Consider the following 15,401-nt stretch of genomic DNA (forward strand, 5'->3'; position numbering starts at 1 on the left):
ATCACTCAATTACCTAAGCTAATAGGACTAAGCTCATGAGACTTCGTTTGCTTGTCGCCTTGAGGCAACTCCAATTATTTTGGGTAAAGACGCCGCCTCAATTGAGACGGCGGGATTCACGGGTGAATTACTTTTGAACGCGCTCAAAGCGACGTAGCTGCTCGTCACCACGGCGAACCGCGTTGTTGAGTGCTGTTTTAGCCGTTGTTTTTCCTGACCACACGCCTTCTAGCTCCTCGTTGATAATGTCACGAGTTTGTAAGAAGTTACCAAAGCGGATACCTTTTGAGTTTTCCGTTGGTTGAGTTGATGTCATTTGCACGACCGCAGTGTCGGTGCCAGGGTTAGCGTCATAGAAACCTTGCTGTTTGGTCAGTTCATAAGCTTGCTGTGTAATTGGCAGGTAGCCAGTGAATTGGTGCCAGTCTGCTTGAACCTCTGGGCTAGAGAGGTAGCTAAAGAAGCGAGCAACACCTTGGTATTCTGGTTTGGAGTGACCTTGTAGAACCCAGAGAGACGCGCCACCAATGATGGTATTTTGAGGCTTTTTAACCAACTCATCGTCGTAAGGCAGTTCAGCAACACCAATGTTGATGCCTTTCATATTCTCTTGAATACCCGCTAGACCTGCTGATGAGCCCATCGTCATGGCACATTCTTGAGTGTAAAACAGTGGCATACCATCAGATTGGCGACCACCATATTTGAACACGCCCTCTTTTGACCACTGACCAAGCTGCTCAATATGTTTTACGTAAGGTGCGTCATTGAACTTAAATTCAGTGTTAAGCCCGGCAAAACCGTTGCTTTGTGTCGCCACTGGGATGTTGTTGCGCGCCCCAAAGTTTTCGATCTGCACCCAGGATTGCCAAGTTGTGGTAAAGCCGCATTTAGCACCAGAATCCAACAGCTTACGCGAGACCTGTTCCATCTCTTTCCAAGTTTTTGGCGCCTGCTCAATGCCTGCTTTAGCAAACATGTCTTTGTTGTAATACATCACAGGCGTTGAGCTGTTAAATGGCATCGACAGCATTTCACCTTGGGTGTTGGTGTAGTAGCCAGTCACTGCAGAGAGATAGTTATCTGAGTTAAACGGTTCTTTGGTGTCAGCCATAAGCTGATAGACAGGATAGATAGCTTTTTCCGCGCCCATCATGGTTGCCGTGCCCACTTCGAACACTTGCACAATGGCAGGTTGTTCTTTGGCGCGAAACGCTGCGATGGCACTGGTCATCGTTTCAGCGTAACTGCCTTTATAGACGGGTTTGATTTCATACTCATCTTGTGAGGCATTAAAGTTCGCGGCAATCTCATTCACTTTTTGACCTAAAGCACCACCCATCGCGTGCCACCATTCCACTTCGGTTTTTGCCTGTGCGTGTGTGCTGAGTAGTGCTGCTGTGACTGCAAGACCAGTAAGGCGCATGATAGACATAATGATTCCTTTGTATATTTGATCGTTGGTTAACGATGTCGATTAGTTCGGGTCACCCTTGACCCAGTAAAGGTTCACTTGAAAGTTAAATGAATAAAATGACGCTTCAATTACAGTTAAATGAACTTAATTGAAACTATTTTTGGCGCATTTTCTGCCATGAAATTGTCATGTAGCCGTGTAATTCTTCACTTGAGCATAAATGAACAAATAGGAAAATGATGAACATAACAGCGCATCGCGGGGTGTCTAGTTTGGCTCCCGAGAATACCTTGACCGCCTTTCGACTTGCGCCGCAATACGGATGTGAATGGATCGAGATAGATGTTCAGCTGAGTCAGGATTTGATCCCCGTCGTGATTCATGATCAAACCGTTAATCGTTGCACTAATGGCAGCGGTAAGGTGGCCGATATGACATTGACGCAACTAAAAAAATTGGATGCGGGTCTCTGGTTTTCTGAGCAGTATCGAGGTGAAAAAATCCCGACTTTGCATGAAACGCTTAAGCTGGTTCAAGCGCTAGGTTGTAGGGTGAATATCGAATTGAAAGTTTACCCACAAGATGATGTGGCGCAACTTTGTGCTGAAGTGGCAAAGGTGATTGATGAAGCGAAGTTACCGACGGATCAGTTGTTGTTTTCTAGCTTTGATCGGCAAGCATTGCAGTTGATGCAACGTTGTTTGCCACAGATCCGACGTGGACAATTGTGGCAGTCTATTCCACCGAAGGCTCTTGAAGAGCTGGATAGTATCGAGGCTTACAGTGTCCATTGCGACTACCGATTTTTGCTGCCTGAACAAGCACAGCAGATGAAACAAGCGGGCTATCAGCTCTACTGCTATACCGCCAATTTTCCAGAGTTAGTGGAGCAACATTGGGATTGGGGTGTGAATATGATGATTAGCGATAGGCCACAAGCTTATCAGCCAGTAATCAATCAAGTGTGTTAATCTGTTAATCAACTTATCGCCATCACAAAATTACTCATAACTATGAATAACTTGAGTCTCAGACAGCAAAGTATTATTGATCTTATTCAGCGACAAGAATATTGCTCCATTGAAGAGTTATCGGCACAGTTTGATGTTACCACTCAAACGATACGCCGTGATATCAATGAGCTGTGTCATTATGGATTAGCTCAACGTCATCATGGTGGCGTTGGATTGCCAAGTACATTGAGCAATCGCAGTTTTGTTTCTCGTCGCCTAGCGAATCAGGATGAGAAGCAGCGAATAGCTCAGCAGGTCGTCAATGCTATCCCGGATGGCTGTACACTGTTTTTGGGCATTGGAACCACCATTGCCGCTATAGCAGAGCAGTTGGGTCAGCATAAAGAGTTGCGAGTCGTGACCAACAATTTCCATGCGGCGCATATTCTTTCTCAGTATGAACAAATTGAAACTTGGCTGCCTGGTGGTCGAATACGCGTCAATGATGGTGATGTGATCGGTGACGGTGCCGAGGCATTTTTTGCCCAGTTTATCGCGGATATTGCAATCGTTAGCTGTGCATCGATCAGTCGAGTACCCAAGCTGACCCCCGTTTGTGAAGAGACACAATTTGAAGACTATGTTATGGAACATGAGCTAAGAGAAGCCTCAGTAAGTCAAGCGATACTAGGCAGCGCCCAACAAAAATGGTTAGTGGCGAATAGTTCAAAGTGGCAACGTAAAGCCAGTGCAAGAGTTGCCCCTATTCGCTACTTTGACCGTATTTTCTCTGATAAGACAGGCGAAACTTTCAGTGAATAATGACAGTTAACAACACATCAGGTGTCACAGAGTTTCATCGTTACTGATGATAACTCTGTGACTCAATCGCATTAATCCTCACCATCGCTGGCTTGATGGATATGTTGATCGCTACGCCTCAATCGTTAACCGACATTCTGCAAACTGATAGCAAATACGTTGCTTTTTCTGTGCCGTTTGTAACGTGAACTGCACCTCGTTATGCTTCCAAATGACCTCTTGTAATGAGTAACATTGCTCACTCGATAGATCATGTAACACCATCGCTTGCAGGCGTGGTGCTGTTGAGCGCAGTAATGCATAAGCCAAATCGGAAGTCGCTGGGTTATCCGGTGCGTAACCGACTAAGATCTCACACTCTGTCGCGCAGGCGATATGTTGATGATAGCCATGGGGTTGCTCTTCAATCGCATAGTGTAAGGTGTGCTGGCGACTTTTCTGATGACAATGCGTTTTGGTCATGTTGGCTAAGACCCCGGACAATGGGTTGGCGCAGACCTGCCAATGTTCCGATAATTGATGCTGACCTCTTACATGGTAAGTCAGATCCAGTTGTTGCTGATGTGGATTAGTGACTTGGTTTAATTCAATGTAGGCCTCACCAATACGGATGATGGTACGTCTAAAATGAATATCTTGATAAGCGTCACTATCCCAGTGTTCTAAGGTATGACTATCAACCGTCGCCGCAGGTTTGCTCCAATCGACTTGGCAATCGATAAGGCTATATTGTTCGGTGTTGCGATAACACAGTGTCTCCGGGTTAATCGGTGATTGATTTTGTTGATTCACAACCAGCGTGTTGTGCGTCGCGGAGTTTTTGTAATATCCGTAATGTAGCGGTGCGCCATAACCTGTCGTGCCCAGATCCGGTAAGATTTCTTTGCCCTGTTTGACGATAATCAATCCAAGTCGGTCGTAGTGATCATGTTCTCCGCCATAAGGGGAATGCTTGAGCAGCATCGTATGCTGATGTTCTGAATCATATTCTATGGTGATCCCCGCTTGTTCTGCGTGTAGCGACTGGCACTGTAGCGCTGCGGTTTGTGGCAGCGTATCTACGCCGTAGAGCAGGGCATCAATATTATTGCGGCGGATGTTGCGGTAAATGCTGGTGAGTGCTTGGGCAAATTCATCGCATGGATAGTGCTGGTAAGCGAACTCAAATAAATGGCTATGAGTAAGTTTTTCCTGACCCGCGATGCAGTCGTTAAGACGAGGAAAGTCTCCGGTATTCAAAACCAAGTTGAGTGGGAACTTGAGCATTTTTAAAAAATGGCGATTACTGCTGACCGAGTAGGGCGTGTTATAGGCCATTTTTTCAAAGTTGAGCAGCGCTTGCAGTGCGTAATAGTGATAGTGAATGGAGCCTTCAAACCACATTCCTTCCTCACTTGACCCATGATTGAGTTGGTAGTGGATGCCATAAGGCGTATTTAATGCGAAATCGAGATAGCTATTATCATCAAGAATTAAACCAATCACACCAATGGTCGCATTGATCTTCATTTCATGGTTATGCAACTGTTTCGTGCGGTGCTGCATCAAAAACTCAGCACCTTCACGCAATAATCTCTGCTCAATATAGACTTGCTGCTCGTCACTGAGTTCGGATTTAATAAAGTCATAGCCGCGGGCAAGATCGAGGTGGCAATTGGCTTCGCATAGGGTCTGTGCATTCGCTTTGCCCGGACCATTGTACGGGATGCCGCCATGAACTTGATACTCGGGGTAATATTGTGCCGAGAGCATTAATATCTCTGTCACTTTATCAAGATAGCGCTGTTCTCCGGTCAGTTGCCACAATAGCCCCAATTGATAGCAAGCTTTAGCATTCAATCCATTAAGCCAGCGCCACCATGCGCCATCATAGGGCTCTCCCGTGAACGCTTTGTTATCAATAGGGCAGCAGTGCGAGGTCGGTTTATTACGATCCCACTGTAAACGCACGCCATGTTCAGGACAGAAATAGTAAAGGTTCCACGTCGCTCGACCATCAGGGGGCACCAAGGTATCACTTTCAAGTACCACCTGATTGTCTTGGATAAGTTGTTGTATTATCTCATCGCTTGCGCGAGCTTTAATACGAGTCATTTGTTGAGAGGTAAATTGAATCATTGAACCGCCTCTTGTTTGTTCACTGATGGGAAATTGAAATAGTTCAGAGCGTTGTAGTAGCAGATGTTTTCTATGGTCATTTTGAGCAATGCCATATCGTTCGGGAGCTCACCTTGGTCAACCCATTCGGCTAATTTGTTACACAGCACTCTGCGGAAGTATTCGTGGCGACTCATTGAAAAAATATTCCTCGAATCGGTTAACATGCCGATAAATCGACCTAAAGCACCGAGGTTTTTCAGCGTGGTCAGTTGAGCTTCCATGCCATCCTTGTGGTCGTTAAACCACCAAGCAGCACCCAACTGAATCTTGCCTGCTGCGCTGTCGCTGTCTTGAAACGCGCCGCTAATACTGGCTAGAACGCTATTATGTTCAGGATTCACACTGTAAATAATGGTTTTAGGCAGTTGCCGAGTGTCGTCGAGTGAATCCAATAAGCGGGTCAAGTTTTCCGCAATGCGTTGATCATTGATCACACTGAAACCTGTTCCCGCCCCGAGTGCGGCTTTACGTCTTGCGTTCACGTTGGGTAGCACTCCGATGTGTAGTTGCATCGCCCACTCATTGTGGTGATAGAGCTTTCCCAGATAGGTAAATAGAAAACTCTTTAGCTGTATGACTTGTTCCGAAGTCAGGTCGCCACCGCGTCGAAGCAGATCGAAGCACCGTTCCGCTTGCTGTTTGCTACATTGAGCAAAGGTGACGAGAGGCAGACCAAGATCGGCCAGTCGGCATCCCGTTGAGTGGAAAAACGCCACTCTTTTTTGGATAACGGATAAGTAGTCGTCGAGGGTGGCAATCTTTGTCTGTTCACACGTCTCCAATTGCGCGATGGTTTGCTCGATAGCTTGTGGATCGTCAATAGCAAACAGTTCGTCGGCGCGAAAGGTCGGTAGAACTTGGGTCGAACAGTGGTCTTGTTGAAGATGAATGTGGTATCGCAAATCGGAACAGGGAGAATCCGTGGTGCATAACGTGGTCACATTACATTGCTTGAGCACTTTTCGTGTACTGACCTGCTTGTCATTAAATTGAGGCTGGCACTCTGACCAGATTGCTTGTCCTGTGTGTTGACTGAGGGTTTTTGAGCAATTGAAGAAGCGCTTCAACTCAAGATGTGACCATTGATACAGCGGGTTACCCAATAGGTAAGGCATACACTCAGTCCACTTTTGAAACTTCTCTTGATCACTGGCAGCACCAGTAATCCAATGCTCATCAATGCCATTCCATCTCATCGCCCGCCATACATAGTGATCCTTGTCTAACCAAGCTTGAGCAAGATTGGTCGCACAGTGATCTTCCCAGATCTCTTTTGCTTCAAGGTGATTGTGATAGTCAATGATAGGCAAGGATGCGGCGTAGTCATGATATAAGTCAATCGCCAGAGGAGTAGAGAGTAAAAAGTGTTCACTGATGTAGGTATTGGACATAGTTAAGTGACCCAGTTAAGCGACCTGTTAAGAGCGGATAACTAAAGTTACCATAAAAATAAAACGTCGGTTTGATTTTAATGCGATCAATGTTTTAAAAATTAAGAATTTTTGTTTCTATACATGCTTGACGATCACATAACCATGAATGTGGTGTTTATTTATACGAGATATAAGTAAAAATGAAACGGTATTTTAAAAATCAACTTTCGCGGTAACATACTTAGTTAAGGAGTATCAGATGAATATCGATATGCTCGTTGTGGGCGTTTATTTCGTTTTTATGATCACGATAGGTGTGATCTTTAAACGCTTTGCTGGCAGTTCTACCAGTGATTACTTTCGTGGCGGCGGCAAAATGCTGTGGTGGATGGTGGGCTCCACCGCTTTTATGACACAGTTTAGTGCATGGACGTTTACCGGGGCGGCGGGCAAAGCCTTTACTGATGGCTTTCCGATCATGGTCGTCTTTATGGCCAATGCCTTTGGCTTTTTGCTTTCGTGGTTATTCTTTTCTTATCGCTTTCGACAAATGCGTGTTGTTACACCCATTGAAGGTGTTAGGCGTCGTTTTGGCGCAACCAATGAGCAAGTGTTTACTTGGGCGACCATGCCAACCAGTATTATTTACACTGGTATTTGGTTAAACGGTTTGGCGCTATTTGTTAGTGCCGTATTCAAGGTAGATATTCAAACCACCATCATTGTCACGGGTCTTATTGTACTGTTTATTTCGGTCATTGGTGGCGCGTGGGGAGTTGTGGCGTCTGACTTTGTACAGATGGTGGTGATTATGTCAGTGACCGTGGTCTGTGCGGTGGCGGCGTTGATTAAAATTGGTGGTCCTTCAAACCTTATCGAACAATTTCCAGCGGATTCCATCATGGGCTCGAACATGAATTATAGCCTGCTGTTTTTCTCCTGGTTTATCTTTATGTTCGTCAAACAACTGCAAAACATTAACAACATGCAGGACTCTTATCGCTTTCTAACCGCGAAAGATTCAACCAATGCCCGCAAAGCGGCACTGCTTGCCTTTGTGTTAATGCTGATTGGTCCAGCCATCTGGTTTTTACCGCCTTGGGTTACAGCCGTGTTCTATCCTGATGCTGCGACTATCCATGCCGCAGCGCTGGGTAAAAAGTCTGCGGATGCGGTGTATTTGGTTTTTGTCGAAAATGTAATGCCCGTGGGCATGGTTGGTCTGCTGATGTCTGCGGTTTTTGCCGCCACGATGTCGTCTATGGACTCTGGGCTGAATCGTAACTCAGGTATTTTTGTCCGTAACTTCTATGCGCCAATATTGGACAAACACGCCGATGACAAAAAATTGATGCGTGTGAGTCAGTTTGTGACGTTTGTTTTTGGTGTCTTAATCATTATGGTGGCGTTATTTATTAACTCATTGCGCGGCTTGAGTCTGTTCGATGCCATGATGTATGTCAGTACCTTGCTGCAAATGCCGATCTTAGTCCCACTGTTCTTCGGTATTTTTATTAAGAAGACGCCAGATTGGGCAGGCTGGGCAACCTTGGCGGTCGGTATGGTGGTGTCTTATCTTGTCAGTTTTGTTATCACTGCGGACGTTGTTGCCAATTGGCTGAACTTAGAAGTGCCATTTACTAGTCGTGAGGCCTCCGATCTTAAGGTGATGCTTGGTATTGTTGGTCACCTGTTTATCACTGGCGGATTCTTCTGCTTAACAACGAAGTTCTATAAACAGCCACAAGGTGAGCGTAAAGTAGAACTAGAGAGCTTCTGGAATGATGTTAACACACCAGTGATTGAAGAAGCGGGTCAAGATGAGATAGACCGTCAGCAGAGAAACATGCTGGGTAAACTCATTTTAGTCTTCGGTAGTCTAGTGATGCTGATGGTATTGATACCGAATCCATTCTGGGGTCGTATGGCGTTTGTGTTCTGTGGTGTGGTGATTGTGACCGTAGGCGGTTTGCTGCTGAAAAGCGCGAAGCGGACAGAGAGAGCCAGTGTTAATGCTACTGTCTAGGTGATCAGTTCGAGGTTTAGGTGATGAATTCTAATCACTTGTACTCGTTAAAATAAAAAAACTCGGCTATTGATGCCGAGTTTTTTATTGATTGCTCTTGTGTCTATTCGACAGTCAATGGCATAGGGTAATGGTGAAAACCCAATTGCTCAGAGACGTTTTTACCTGCTTGGTGTAGCAGTGCAATGTAATCCTGTTTTTTGTCTTGTTCGAATCGAATGGTAGGAAAAGAGACTGAAATTGAGGCAATCGCGTGACCAAAGCGGTCATAGATTGGCACTGCGATACAGCGTAAGCCAGGTTCTTGCTCTTCGTTGTCTTCGCCAAAGCGCTCAACGCGCACCCGATCCAACTCTTCCATCACTTGCTCTGGTGTTTCGTGAGTGTTTGCCGTGTGCTTAATAAAGTCGACCGATTCGAGTAATTGCTTCGCTTCGTTGGGATCCATGTCGGCCATCATGACCTTACCAATTGCGGTGCTGTAGAGTGGGTTACGACGACCAACGCGTGAATGCATGCGCAGGTGGTAAGTCGAATCTATTTTGTGAAGATACAAGATAGAGCCATCGTCAATACAGCCTAAATGCACTGTCTCGTTAATAACATTAACTATCTTGCGCATCTCCGTGTCAGCAAGATCGATAAGATCGACATGTTCAAGCGCTTTTGAGCCAAGTTCGAACAGCTTTAGCGTCAACGCGTATTTATCAGCTTCGCCTTCCTGAACCACAATCCCAAGACCTTTCATTGTTTGTAAGAAACGATAGGTCGTCGCTTTGGACATCATTAAGCGTTGTGACAGTTCAGAGACGCCTATCTCTTTCTGCTCACCAAGAGTTTGCAGGATGTTAAACACTTTAAGTACCGAAGATACGGCTTCTGGCTGAGTTGATTTTTCCATATTCCCTGATTCGCGTGACTAAAAACCTGGTCATTATAACGGCTATCTCTAATGTCGTCAGCCAAAAATTAAAAAGGGAGTTCATTTAATTTAAAACTATTCTTTTGAGTAAGTTCAAAAAAACAAAATGAACACAAAGAAAAATAAAACGCTGGTTTATTTTACTGTTGTGTAACGAGCACTTCTGGGTATACTGGGTAGCATCTTGATGAATAGCGGATTCGAGTTTAACTTGACTTATGGTTAGGTAACGAATTTTATAACGAGTGATAGCGACTCTTGCGCTATCCACGGGAGTAGATAAATGAAAATTGCACTGATGATGGAAAACAGCCAAGCGGCGAAAAACCCAATGGTGGCAGGCGAGCTAAACGCCGTTGCGGGTGGTTTAGGTCATGATGTTTATAATGTGGGCATGACGGATGAGAATGATCATCCGCTGACTTATATCCACTTGGGTATTATGGCCAGCATCCTGCTTAACTCAAAAGCGGTGGATTTTGTGGTGACAGGTTGCGGCACGGGTCAGGGAGCGATGGCGGCGTCTAACTTACATCCAGGTGTTGTGTGCGGTTACTGTTTGGAGCCTTCGGATGCGTTTCTGTTTAATCAAATCAACAATGGCAACGCGATTTCTTTAGCGTTCGCTAAGGGGTTTGGTTGGGCTGGTGAGCTCAATGTTCGCTATATATTTGAAAAAGCTTTTACGGGTGAGCGCGGTGTCGGCTACCCAATCGAGCGAGCTGAACCTCAACAACGCAATGCCGCGATTTTAAACCAAGTAAAAGCGGCAGTGGCGAAAGATGTGGTTTCTTCACTGAAAGCGATTGATCAAGAGTTGGTTAAAACAGCGGTCACCAGTGTTCAGTTCCAAGAGTGTTTCTTCGCTCACTGCCAAGATGAAGCGATCGCAAGCTATGTTCGTTCTCTGATTGAGTCGTAATAGCGTGATTTAAGATTCACCAGACTAAATTAAAATAGCCCTATGTGTAATAGGGCTATTTTTTCGTCAGTCTCTTTAGCGCTACTATTTATATGCCGTCATCCCTTCGAAGGAAGGGGGGCTTGTTACAAGCACGGTATGCGCTTGGGGTAGATTCCTTCCTACGAAGGAATGACGTGTAACTGTGAAATGACGTGTAATTGTGGAATGACGCGTGACTGTGGAGCGACGTGTAATTGCGGAACGACGTGTTACTTATGGGCTGACGTGCTGGTGCGGAACAACGTTGTCGCTAGCAATAACGTTATGTCCATGACCTATCTTGCAAGCCAACCGCCGTCAACGGCGATGGTGTAGCCATTGATATAGTTCGCTGCGTCTGATGCCAAGAAAACACATGGACCCGCGAGGTCGTCGGGCGTTCCCCAGCGCTGTGCGGGGATGCGGTCAAGGATTTCTTGGTTGCGTTGGTTGTCGTTACGTAACGCTTCGGTGTTGTCGGTCGCCATATAGCCGGGTGCGATGCCGTTAACATTGATATTATGTTTGGCCCATTCGTTGGCCATGAGGCGGGTAAGCCCCATAATACCGCTCTTTGATGCCGTGTATGAAGGCACGCGGATACCGCCTTGATAAGACAGCATAGAGGCAATATTGATGATCTTACCGCCATCTCCCTGAGCAATAAATTGCTTGGCGACGGCTTGAGAGAGGAAGAATGCGGTTTTTAGATTGACGTCCATAACGTCATCCCAATCTTGTTCGGTAAAGTCCACAGCATCGTTACGGCGAATGATACCTGCGTTGTTCACTAAGATATCCACTTTACCAAATTCACTCAACGTGGTTTCAATAACCGAAGGAATATCGTCGGTTTTCATTAGATCGACGCGCTTGTCGATAAAGCGACGACCGCAGGCTTCGACCTGTTGCTGTGTCTCACTCGCCGCACTGCGATTAACGCCGACAATATCACAACCCGCACTAGCAAGGGCGACGGCCATTGCTTGGCCAAGTCCTTTGTTACAACCGGTAACGATAGCGGTTTTACCAGACAGATCGAAAGTGTTAAGAATCATAGCAAGTCCTTGGTTTATTTAGTGATGAATGACGCATGAATCGCCCATTGTCTCGACGATTTTCGCTACAAAAACAATAACGAAAAATGGCGCATTTTGCAATAAATGAAACGATGTTTTGATTTTAAATTAGTTTATAGTTAAACAAAAAAAGGAAGAGCCTTGGCTCTTCCTTTTGCTGATATCGACTATCTCAGATAGACGTTAAGGATTTATTTATAAGCACGGTCGTATGCAGACTGCATCACGTCGATAACCTTGCTGTAGCCCATGCGCTCGATACTCTTCTGGTAAGAATCCCAGTCCGCTTCAATATCACGCGAGCCTAAGATCCACGCTTGCTGCATCTCTACCATATAGTCACGGATAGTTACCCAGTGCTTATCGAACACTTCTTTTTCTTTCGCGTTTAGAGAGACACCCATGAACGGTTCAAGTAAGTAGTCACCTTGGTCGTAAAGCTCAATACCTTCAAGTGCATATTTGTTAGACCATTGCACTTCGTTTTGGTAGTCCATTGGGAAACCACGTTGAACCTGTGCACCGATCGCCCACATTTGTGCGTTGACTGGCGTATCACCTTCTAAGATCTCTTTCTTGAACTGTGCTTTACCATCAACGAGTTCATAGTGTTGACCTTCGATACCAAAGTTAGCCAGACGCTTACCTTCTTGAGTGAACCAGAAGTCGAAGTATTTGATCGTTTCTACAGGGTATTCGTTAGTATAAGAGATCGCCCAACCATCAGGTTTCACTTTAGCACGGCGGTGTTCTTCAACGCGCTTACCACTGATACCTGCTGGTGGGATCATTGCTTTGAACTCAAAGCCAGGTACTTTGTCTTTTAGCTTGTCGTTGTAGCCAGATGTTGAAGCAAACCAGTCGTGAGTCATACCACCGGTGTCGTTAGACAGTAGGTAGTCGCGAGAACGGCTACCGCGAGTGAATACTTCTGCGTCGATAAGACCTTCTTTGTACCACTTCGCTAGGTTTTTGATACCTTCTTTATATTCGTTACGTGCATAGCCGTGACGGATTTCACCTTCTACAACGTGGAAGTCGTGGAATGAGTCAGACCCCGATGTACGACCGTCCCAAAGTGTCACGAGACGAACCATCTCTTGCCAGTGGCGCGCAAAGAATGGGACTTCATCTTTTTTACCGTTTCCGTTTGGATCTTGGTCGCGGAACGCTTTCAGCACTTCGTACATTTCATCGACGTTTTGTGGTGCTTTAAGACCCAACTTGTTGAGCCAATCATAACGGATGAAGTAGCCACGACCATACTTACCGTCTGGTAGGTAAGGGATGTAGTAAATGTTGCCGTCAGCAGCCTTGATAGAAGAAGCAATATCAGGGTTAGCATCGAAGAAGGCTTTGATATTTGGCGCATGCTCTTCAATCAGTTTGTTAAGAGGAACGAATGCGCCTTCTGGACCGTAGGTGTTAACGTTGTTCTTCATGCTTGAACCACCAACGATAGCTGGAAGTTCGCCAGAAGCGATCAATAGGTTGAAGGCTTCTTCACTCTTTGTCGTTGCCATCGAAGCAACGTTGTTTAGATGCATGTTAGTAAGACGTGCCGCTTCTTTCTCTACCGGCCAATCGTTGCTGTATACAAATTTCTTTTGGTGCAGGTGAATATCAAGCTTGATTGGCTTATCAGCCACTTTGTATGCACCATCAGGAGATGCGGCAAAAGTTGGAGCGGCAAGCGTAGCTGCAATCACAGTGGAAAGCGCAGTGATTTTTACATTCATCTTTTGTTTCCTTTCTTTATTATTACTTCTAACTTTTTTTTATTTTATGGAGGCACAACCCCTATGATGCGCCTCCGTGAGTATTGGGTGAGGGTTATTCTTTAACGCCGCCCAACATAATCCCTTTATTAAAGTATTTCTGAATAAACGGATAAATCAGTAGTACTGGAATGATTGAGCAGACCATGATGGCAGCACTCACCGTTTCGAATGAGTAGACCGAGGTCATCAAGGTACTTGCGAAGGTGTCATCGTCGGTCAGCTGAGTAATGATCTGACGTAGGTAAACCTGTAGCGGCACCTTGTCTTCATCACGCAGCAATACCATCGCCCAGAAGAAGCCGTTCCAACGCGCTACGATACAGAACAGTGTTACGGTTGCGAGTGCGGGCTTGGCAAGCGGGATAAACACTTTCCAAAGCACTTGGAAATCGTTCGCTCCATCCATTCGCGCGGCTTCTTCAAAAGACTTAGGCACGGCTTCAAAGAAGTTACGCAGTAGGATGATGTTGAACGCGTTACAAGCAAAGCCGATGATGATACCGAAGTAGCTGTTCAATAGACCTAAATCACGCATGTTCAAGAAGAACGGAATCATACCTGCGTTAAACCACATGGTGAACGCGACTAGGATGTTCCAAAACTTACGACCCAGTAGTTGTGGGCGAGACAGTGCATACGCACCCGGAACAATAATCAGTAAGCTGGTTAGCGTACCGCCAAAGGTATAGATAAAGGTGTTCTTATATGAGGTCCAGAATGCAGGGTCATAAAGAACTTTTTCGTACGCGGCGAACGTGATATCGACAGGTGTCAGGATCACTTCACCGGCACTGACCGCATTACCCGCACTTATCGACATCGATGCGACATAGATAAACGGATAAAGGGTACTGATTGTGAACGCCGCTACTAAGAACATGTTGAGATAGACAAATGCCTTATCACCACGGGAGTAGAGGTTCATGTTTTGTGCTTGACTCATAATTTACTCCATTACCACAGCGATGTTTGAGATACGCGGCGGCTGATGCGGTTGGCAGCCATAACCAAGATGAACGCGATAACAGCATTAAACAGACCAGCGGCGGCGGCTAAATCATATTGCGCTGCCTGAATACCCTGACGGTAAATGAAGGTACTGATAACGTCCGCTGTTTCGTAAGTTGCTGGTTGATACAGCATGATGATCATCTCGAAGCCCACCTCAAGGATGTTACCGATTCGGATGATAAGCATGATGATGACAGTCGGTAAGATACACGGCAGTGTAATACGCCACATCATCTGCCAGCGCGATGCGCCATCAACAACCGCAGATTCATACAGAGATGGGTTAACCCCCGCAATCGCTGCTAAGAATACAATGGAGCCAAAGCCTGCTTCCTGCCAAATGCCCGTTCCGATAAAGATGGTGCGGAACCATTCTGGTTTGGTTAAGAAGTAAACAGAGTCATAACCCAAAGCGTTAAGCAACAAGTTCACCACACCCGTCGACGGCGAGAACGCAGTAATAACGATACCTGCGATGATGACAGCCGAAATAAAGTGAGGTAAGTAAACAATCGTTTGCGCAGTACGCTTAAATTTAGGATTGAGGATCTCATTGAACATCAAAGCTAAAATAATAGGGACTGGGAAACCAAACACGAGGTTTGCGCCACTGATGATGACGGTGTTTTTAATTGCCCGTAAGAACTGGTCGTTATGGAACAGTGTTTGGAAGTGTTCAAAACCGACCCAAGGACTGTTCGCGATACCTTTAAACACACTGTAGTCTTTAAAGGCGATCTGTAGACCGTACATCGGCTTGTACAAGAATATTAGAAACCAAAGAATGGTGGGCGCTAATAACACGTACAACTGCCACTCTTTTTTGAAGTGCTGAATAAGCCAATGAACCTTCTTCGCTAACGCAGATTGCGTCTGCTTTGGGGTTCCAGCTTGAGTATGTGTATTTTCCATAC

General features: G+C 45.7%; 12 protein-coding genes. 4 read left to right on the forward strand and 8 right to left on the reverse strand.

What is annotated here, in order from left to right; all coding sequences use genetic code 11:
• Window positions 1-127 precede the first annotated feature (127 nt).
• Window positions 128-1,435: a sn-glycerol-3-phosphate ABC transporter substrate-binding protein UgpB gene (ugpB, locus tag L9Q39_RS13370; RefSeq protein ID WP_237485611.1), complete on the reverse strand. Its 1,308-nt coding sequence runs from the start codon at window positions 1,433-1,435 to the stop codon at window positions 128-130.
• A gap of 221 nt (window positions 1,436-1,656) precedes the next feature.
• Here ugpB and L9Q39_RS13375 point away from each other — a divergent pair, with 221 nt between their 5' ends.
• Complete coding sequence (locus L9Q39_RS13375; protein WP_237485612.1) at window positions 1,657-2,388, forward strand: glycerophosphoryl diester phosphodiesterase; 732 nt, start codon at window positions 1,657-1,659, stop codon at window positions 2,386-2,388.
• A gap of 42 nt (window positions 2,389-2,430) precedes the next feature.
• Complete coding sequence (locus L9Q39_RS13380) at window positions 2,431-3,192, forward strand: DeoR/GlpR family DNA-binding transcription regulator (RefSeq protein WP_237485613.1); 762 nt, start codon at window positions 2,431-2,433, stop codon at window positions 3,190-3,192.
• A gap of 111 nt (window positions 3,193-3,303) precedes the next feature.
• Here the strand turns inward: L9Q39_RS13380 and L9Q39_RS13385 are convergent, their stop codons facing one another.
• Both L9Q39_RS13385 and uxaC read right to left on the reverse strand, forming a co-directional pair.
• Window positions 3,304-5,310 (reverse strand): heparinase II/III domain-containing protein, encoded by a 2,007-nt coding sequence (locus L9Q39_RS13385; protein WP_237485614.1) that lies wholly within the window; start codon window positions 5,308-5,310, stop codon window positions 3,304-3,306.
• A complete protein-coding gene (gene uxaC, locus L9Q39_RS13390) occupies window positions 5,307-6,743 on the reverse strand; it encodes a glucuronate isomerase (protein ID WP_237485615.1) in 1,437 nt (478 codons plus the stop codon). Before uxaC ends, L9Q39_RS13385 begins: the two co-directional genes overlap by 4 nt.
• Window positions 6,744-6,984: 241 nt before the next feature.
• Here uxaC and L9Q39_RS13395 point away from each other — a divergent pair, with 241 nt between their 5' ends.
• Window positions 6,985-8,751, forward strand: a complete 1,767-nt coding sequence (locus L9Q39_RS13395; protein WP_237485616.1) for a sodium:solute symporter family protein — start codon at window positions 6,985-6,987, stop codon at window positions 8,749-8,751.
• A gap of 103 nt (window positions 8,752-8,854) precedes the next feature.
• Here L9Q39_RS13395 and kdgR read toward each other — a convergent pair whose 3' ends face one another.
• Complete coding sequence (kdgR, locus tag L9Q39_RS13400) at window positions 8,855-9,652, reverse strand: DNA-binding transcriptional regulator KdgR (RefSeq protein ID WP_237485617.1); 798 nt, start codon at window positions 9,650-9,652, stop codon at window positions 8,855-8,857.
• A 304-nt stretch (window positions 9,653-9,956) separates the two neighbouring features.
• Here kdgR and L9Q39_RS13405 point away from each other — a divergent pair, with 304 nt between their 5' ends.
• Window positions 9,957-10,595 (forward strand): RpiB/LacA/LacB family sugar-phosphate isomerase, encoded by a 639-nt coding sequence (locus L9Q39_RS13405; protein ID WP_237485618.1) that lies wholly within the window; start codon window positions 9,957-9,959, stop codon window positions 10,593-10,595.
• 317 nt (window positions 10,596-10,912) lie between these two features.
• On the opposite strand, the gene kduD is transcribed toward L9Q39_RS13405, so the two are convergent.
• From kduD to L9Q39_RS13425, 4 genes are all read right to left on the reverse strand, one after another.
• Window positions 10,913-11,674 (reverse strand): 2-dehydro-3-deoxy-D-gluconate 5-dehydrogenase KduD, encoded by a 762-nt coding sequence (kduD, locus tag L9Q39_RS13410; RefSeq protein ID WP_237485619.1) that lies wholly within the window; start codon window positions 11,672-11,674, stop codon window positions 10,913-10,915.
• Window positions 11,675-11,886: 212 nt separating this feature from the next.
• The gene (locus L9Q39_RS13415) at window positions 11,887-13,434 is read right to left on the reverse strand and encodes an extracellular solute-binding protein (RefSeq protein WP_237485620.1); all 1,548 of its coding nucleotides are present in this window, start codon (window positions 13,432-13,434) and stop codon (window positions 11,887-11,889) included.
• Window positions 13,435-13,528: 94 nt separating this feature from the next.
• Window positions 13,529-14,419: a carbohydrate ABC transporter permease gene (locus tag L9Q39_RS13420; RefSeq protein ID WP_237485621.1), complete on the reverse strand. Its 891-nt coding sequence runs from the start codon at window positions 14,417-14,419 to the stop codon at window positions 13,529-13,531.
• A gap of 11 nt (window positions 14,420-14,430) precedes the next feature.
• The gene (locus tag L9Q39_RS13425) at window positions 14,431-15,399 is read right to left on the reverse strand and encodes an ABC transporter permease (protein ID WP_237485622.1); all 969 of its coding nucleotides are present in this window, start codon (window positions 15,397-15,399) and stop codon (window positions 14,431-14,433) included.
• Window positions 15,400-15,401 lie beyond the last annotated feature (2 nt).

Origin of the sequence: Vibrio hippocampi, assembly GCF_921292975.1 — a bacterium.
GTDB classification, from domain to species: Bacteria; Pseudomonadota; Gammaproteobacteria; order Enterobacterales; family Vibrionaceae; genus Vibrio; species Vibrio hippocampi.

What these genes read in the sequence shown, in the direction of transcription:
- ugpB (WP_237485611.1), bottom strand. Translation starts at nt 1,435, where the DNA reads ATGTCTATCATGCGCCTTACTGGTCTTGCAGTCACAGCAGCACTACTC.
- L9Q39_RS13375 (WP_237485612.1), top strand. Translation starts at nt 1,657, where the DNA reads ATGAACATAACAGCGCATCGCGGGGTGTCTAGTTTGGCTCCCGAGAAT.
- L9Q39_RS13380 (WP_237485613.1), top strand. Translation starts at nt 2,431, where the DNA reads ATGAATAACTTGAGTCTCAGACAGCAAAGTATTATTGATCTTATTCAG.
- L9Q39_RS13385 (WP_237485614.1), bottom strand. Translation starts at nt 5,310, where the DNA reads ATGATTCAATTTACCTCTCAACAAATGACTCGTATTAAAGCTCGCGCA.
- uxaC (WP_237485615.1), bottom strand. Translation starts at nt 6,743, where the DNA reads ATGTCCAATACCTACATCAGTGAACACTTTTTACTCTCTACTCCTCTG.
- L9Q39_RS13395 (WP_237485616.1), top strand. Translation starts at nt 6,985, where the DNA reads ATGAATATCGATATGCTCGTTGTGGGCGTTTATTTCGTTTTTATGATC.
- kdgR (WP_237485617.1), bottom strand. Translation starts at nt 9,652, where the DNA reads ATGGAAAAATCAACTCAGCCAGAAGCCGTATCTTCGGTACTTAAAGTG.
- L9Q39_RS13405 (WP_237485618.1), top strand. Translation starts at nt 9,957, where the DNA reads ATGAAAATTGCACTGATGATGGAAAACAGCCAAGCGGCGAAAAACCCA.
- kduD (WP_237485619.1), bottom strand. Translation starts at nt 11,674, where the DNA reads ATGATTCTTAACACTTTCGATCTGTCTGGTAAAACCGCTATCGTTACC.
- L9Q39_RS13415 (WP_237485620.1), bottom strand. Translation starts at nt 13,434, where the DNA reads ATGAATGTAAAAATCACTGCGCTTTCCACTGTGATTGCAGCTACGCTT.
- L9Q39_RS13420 (WP_237485621.1), bottom strand. Translation starts at nt 14,419, where the DNA reads ATGAGTCAAGCACAAAACATGAACCTCTACTCCCGTGGTGATAAGGCA.
- L9Q39_RS13425 (WP_237485622.1), bottom strand. Translation starts at nt 15,399, where the DNA reads ATGGAAAATACACATACTCAAGCTGGAACCCCAAAGCAGACGCAATCT.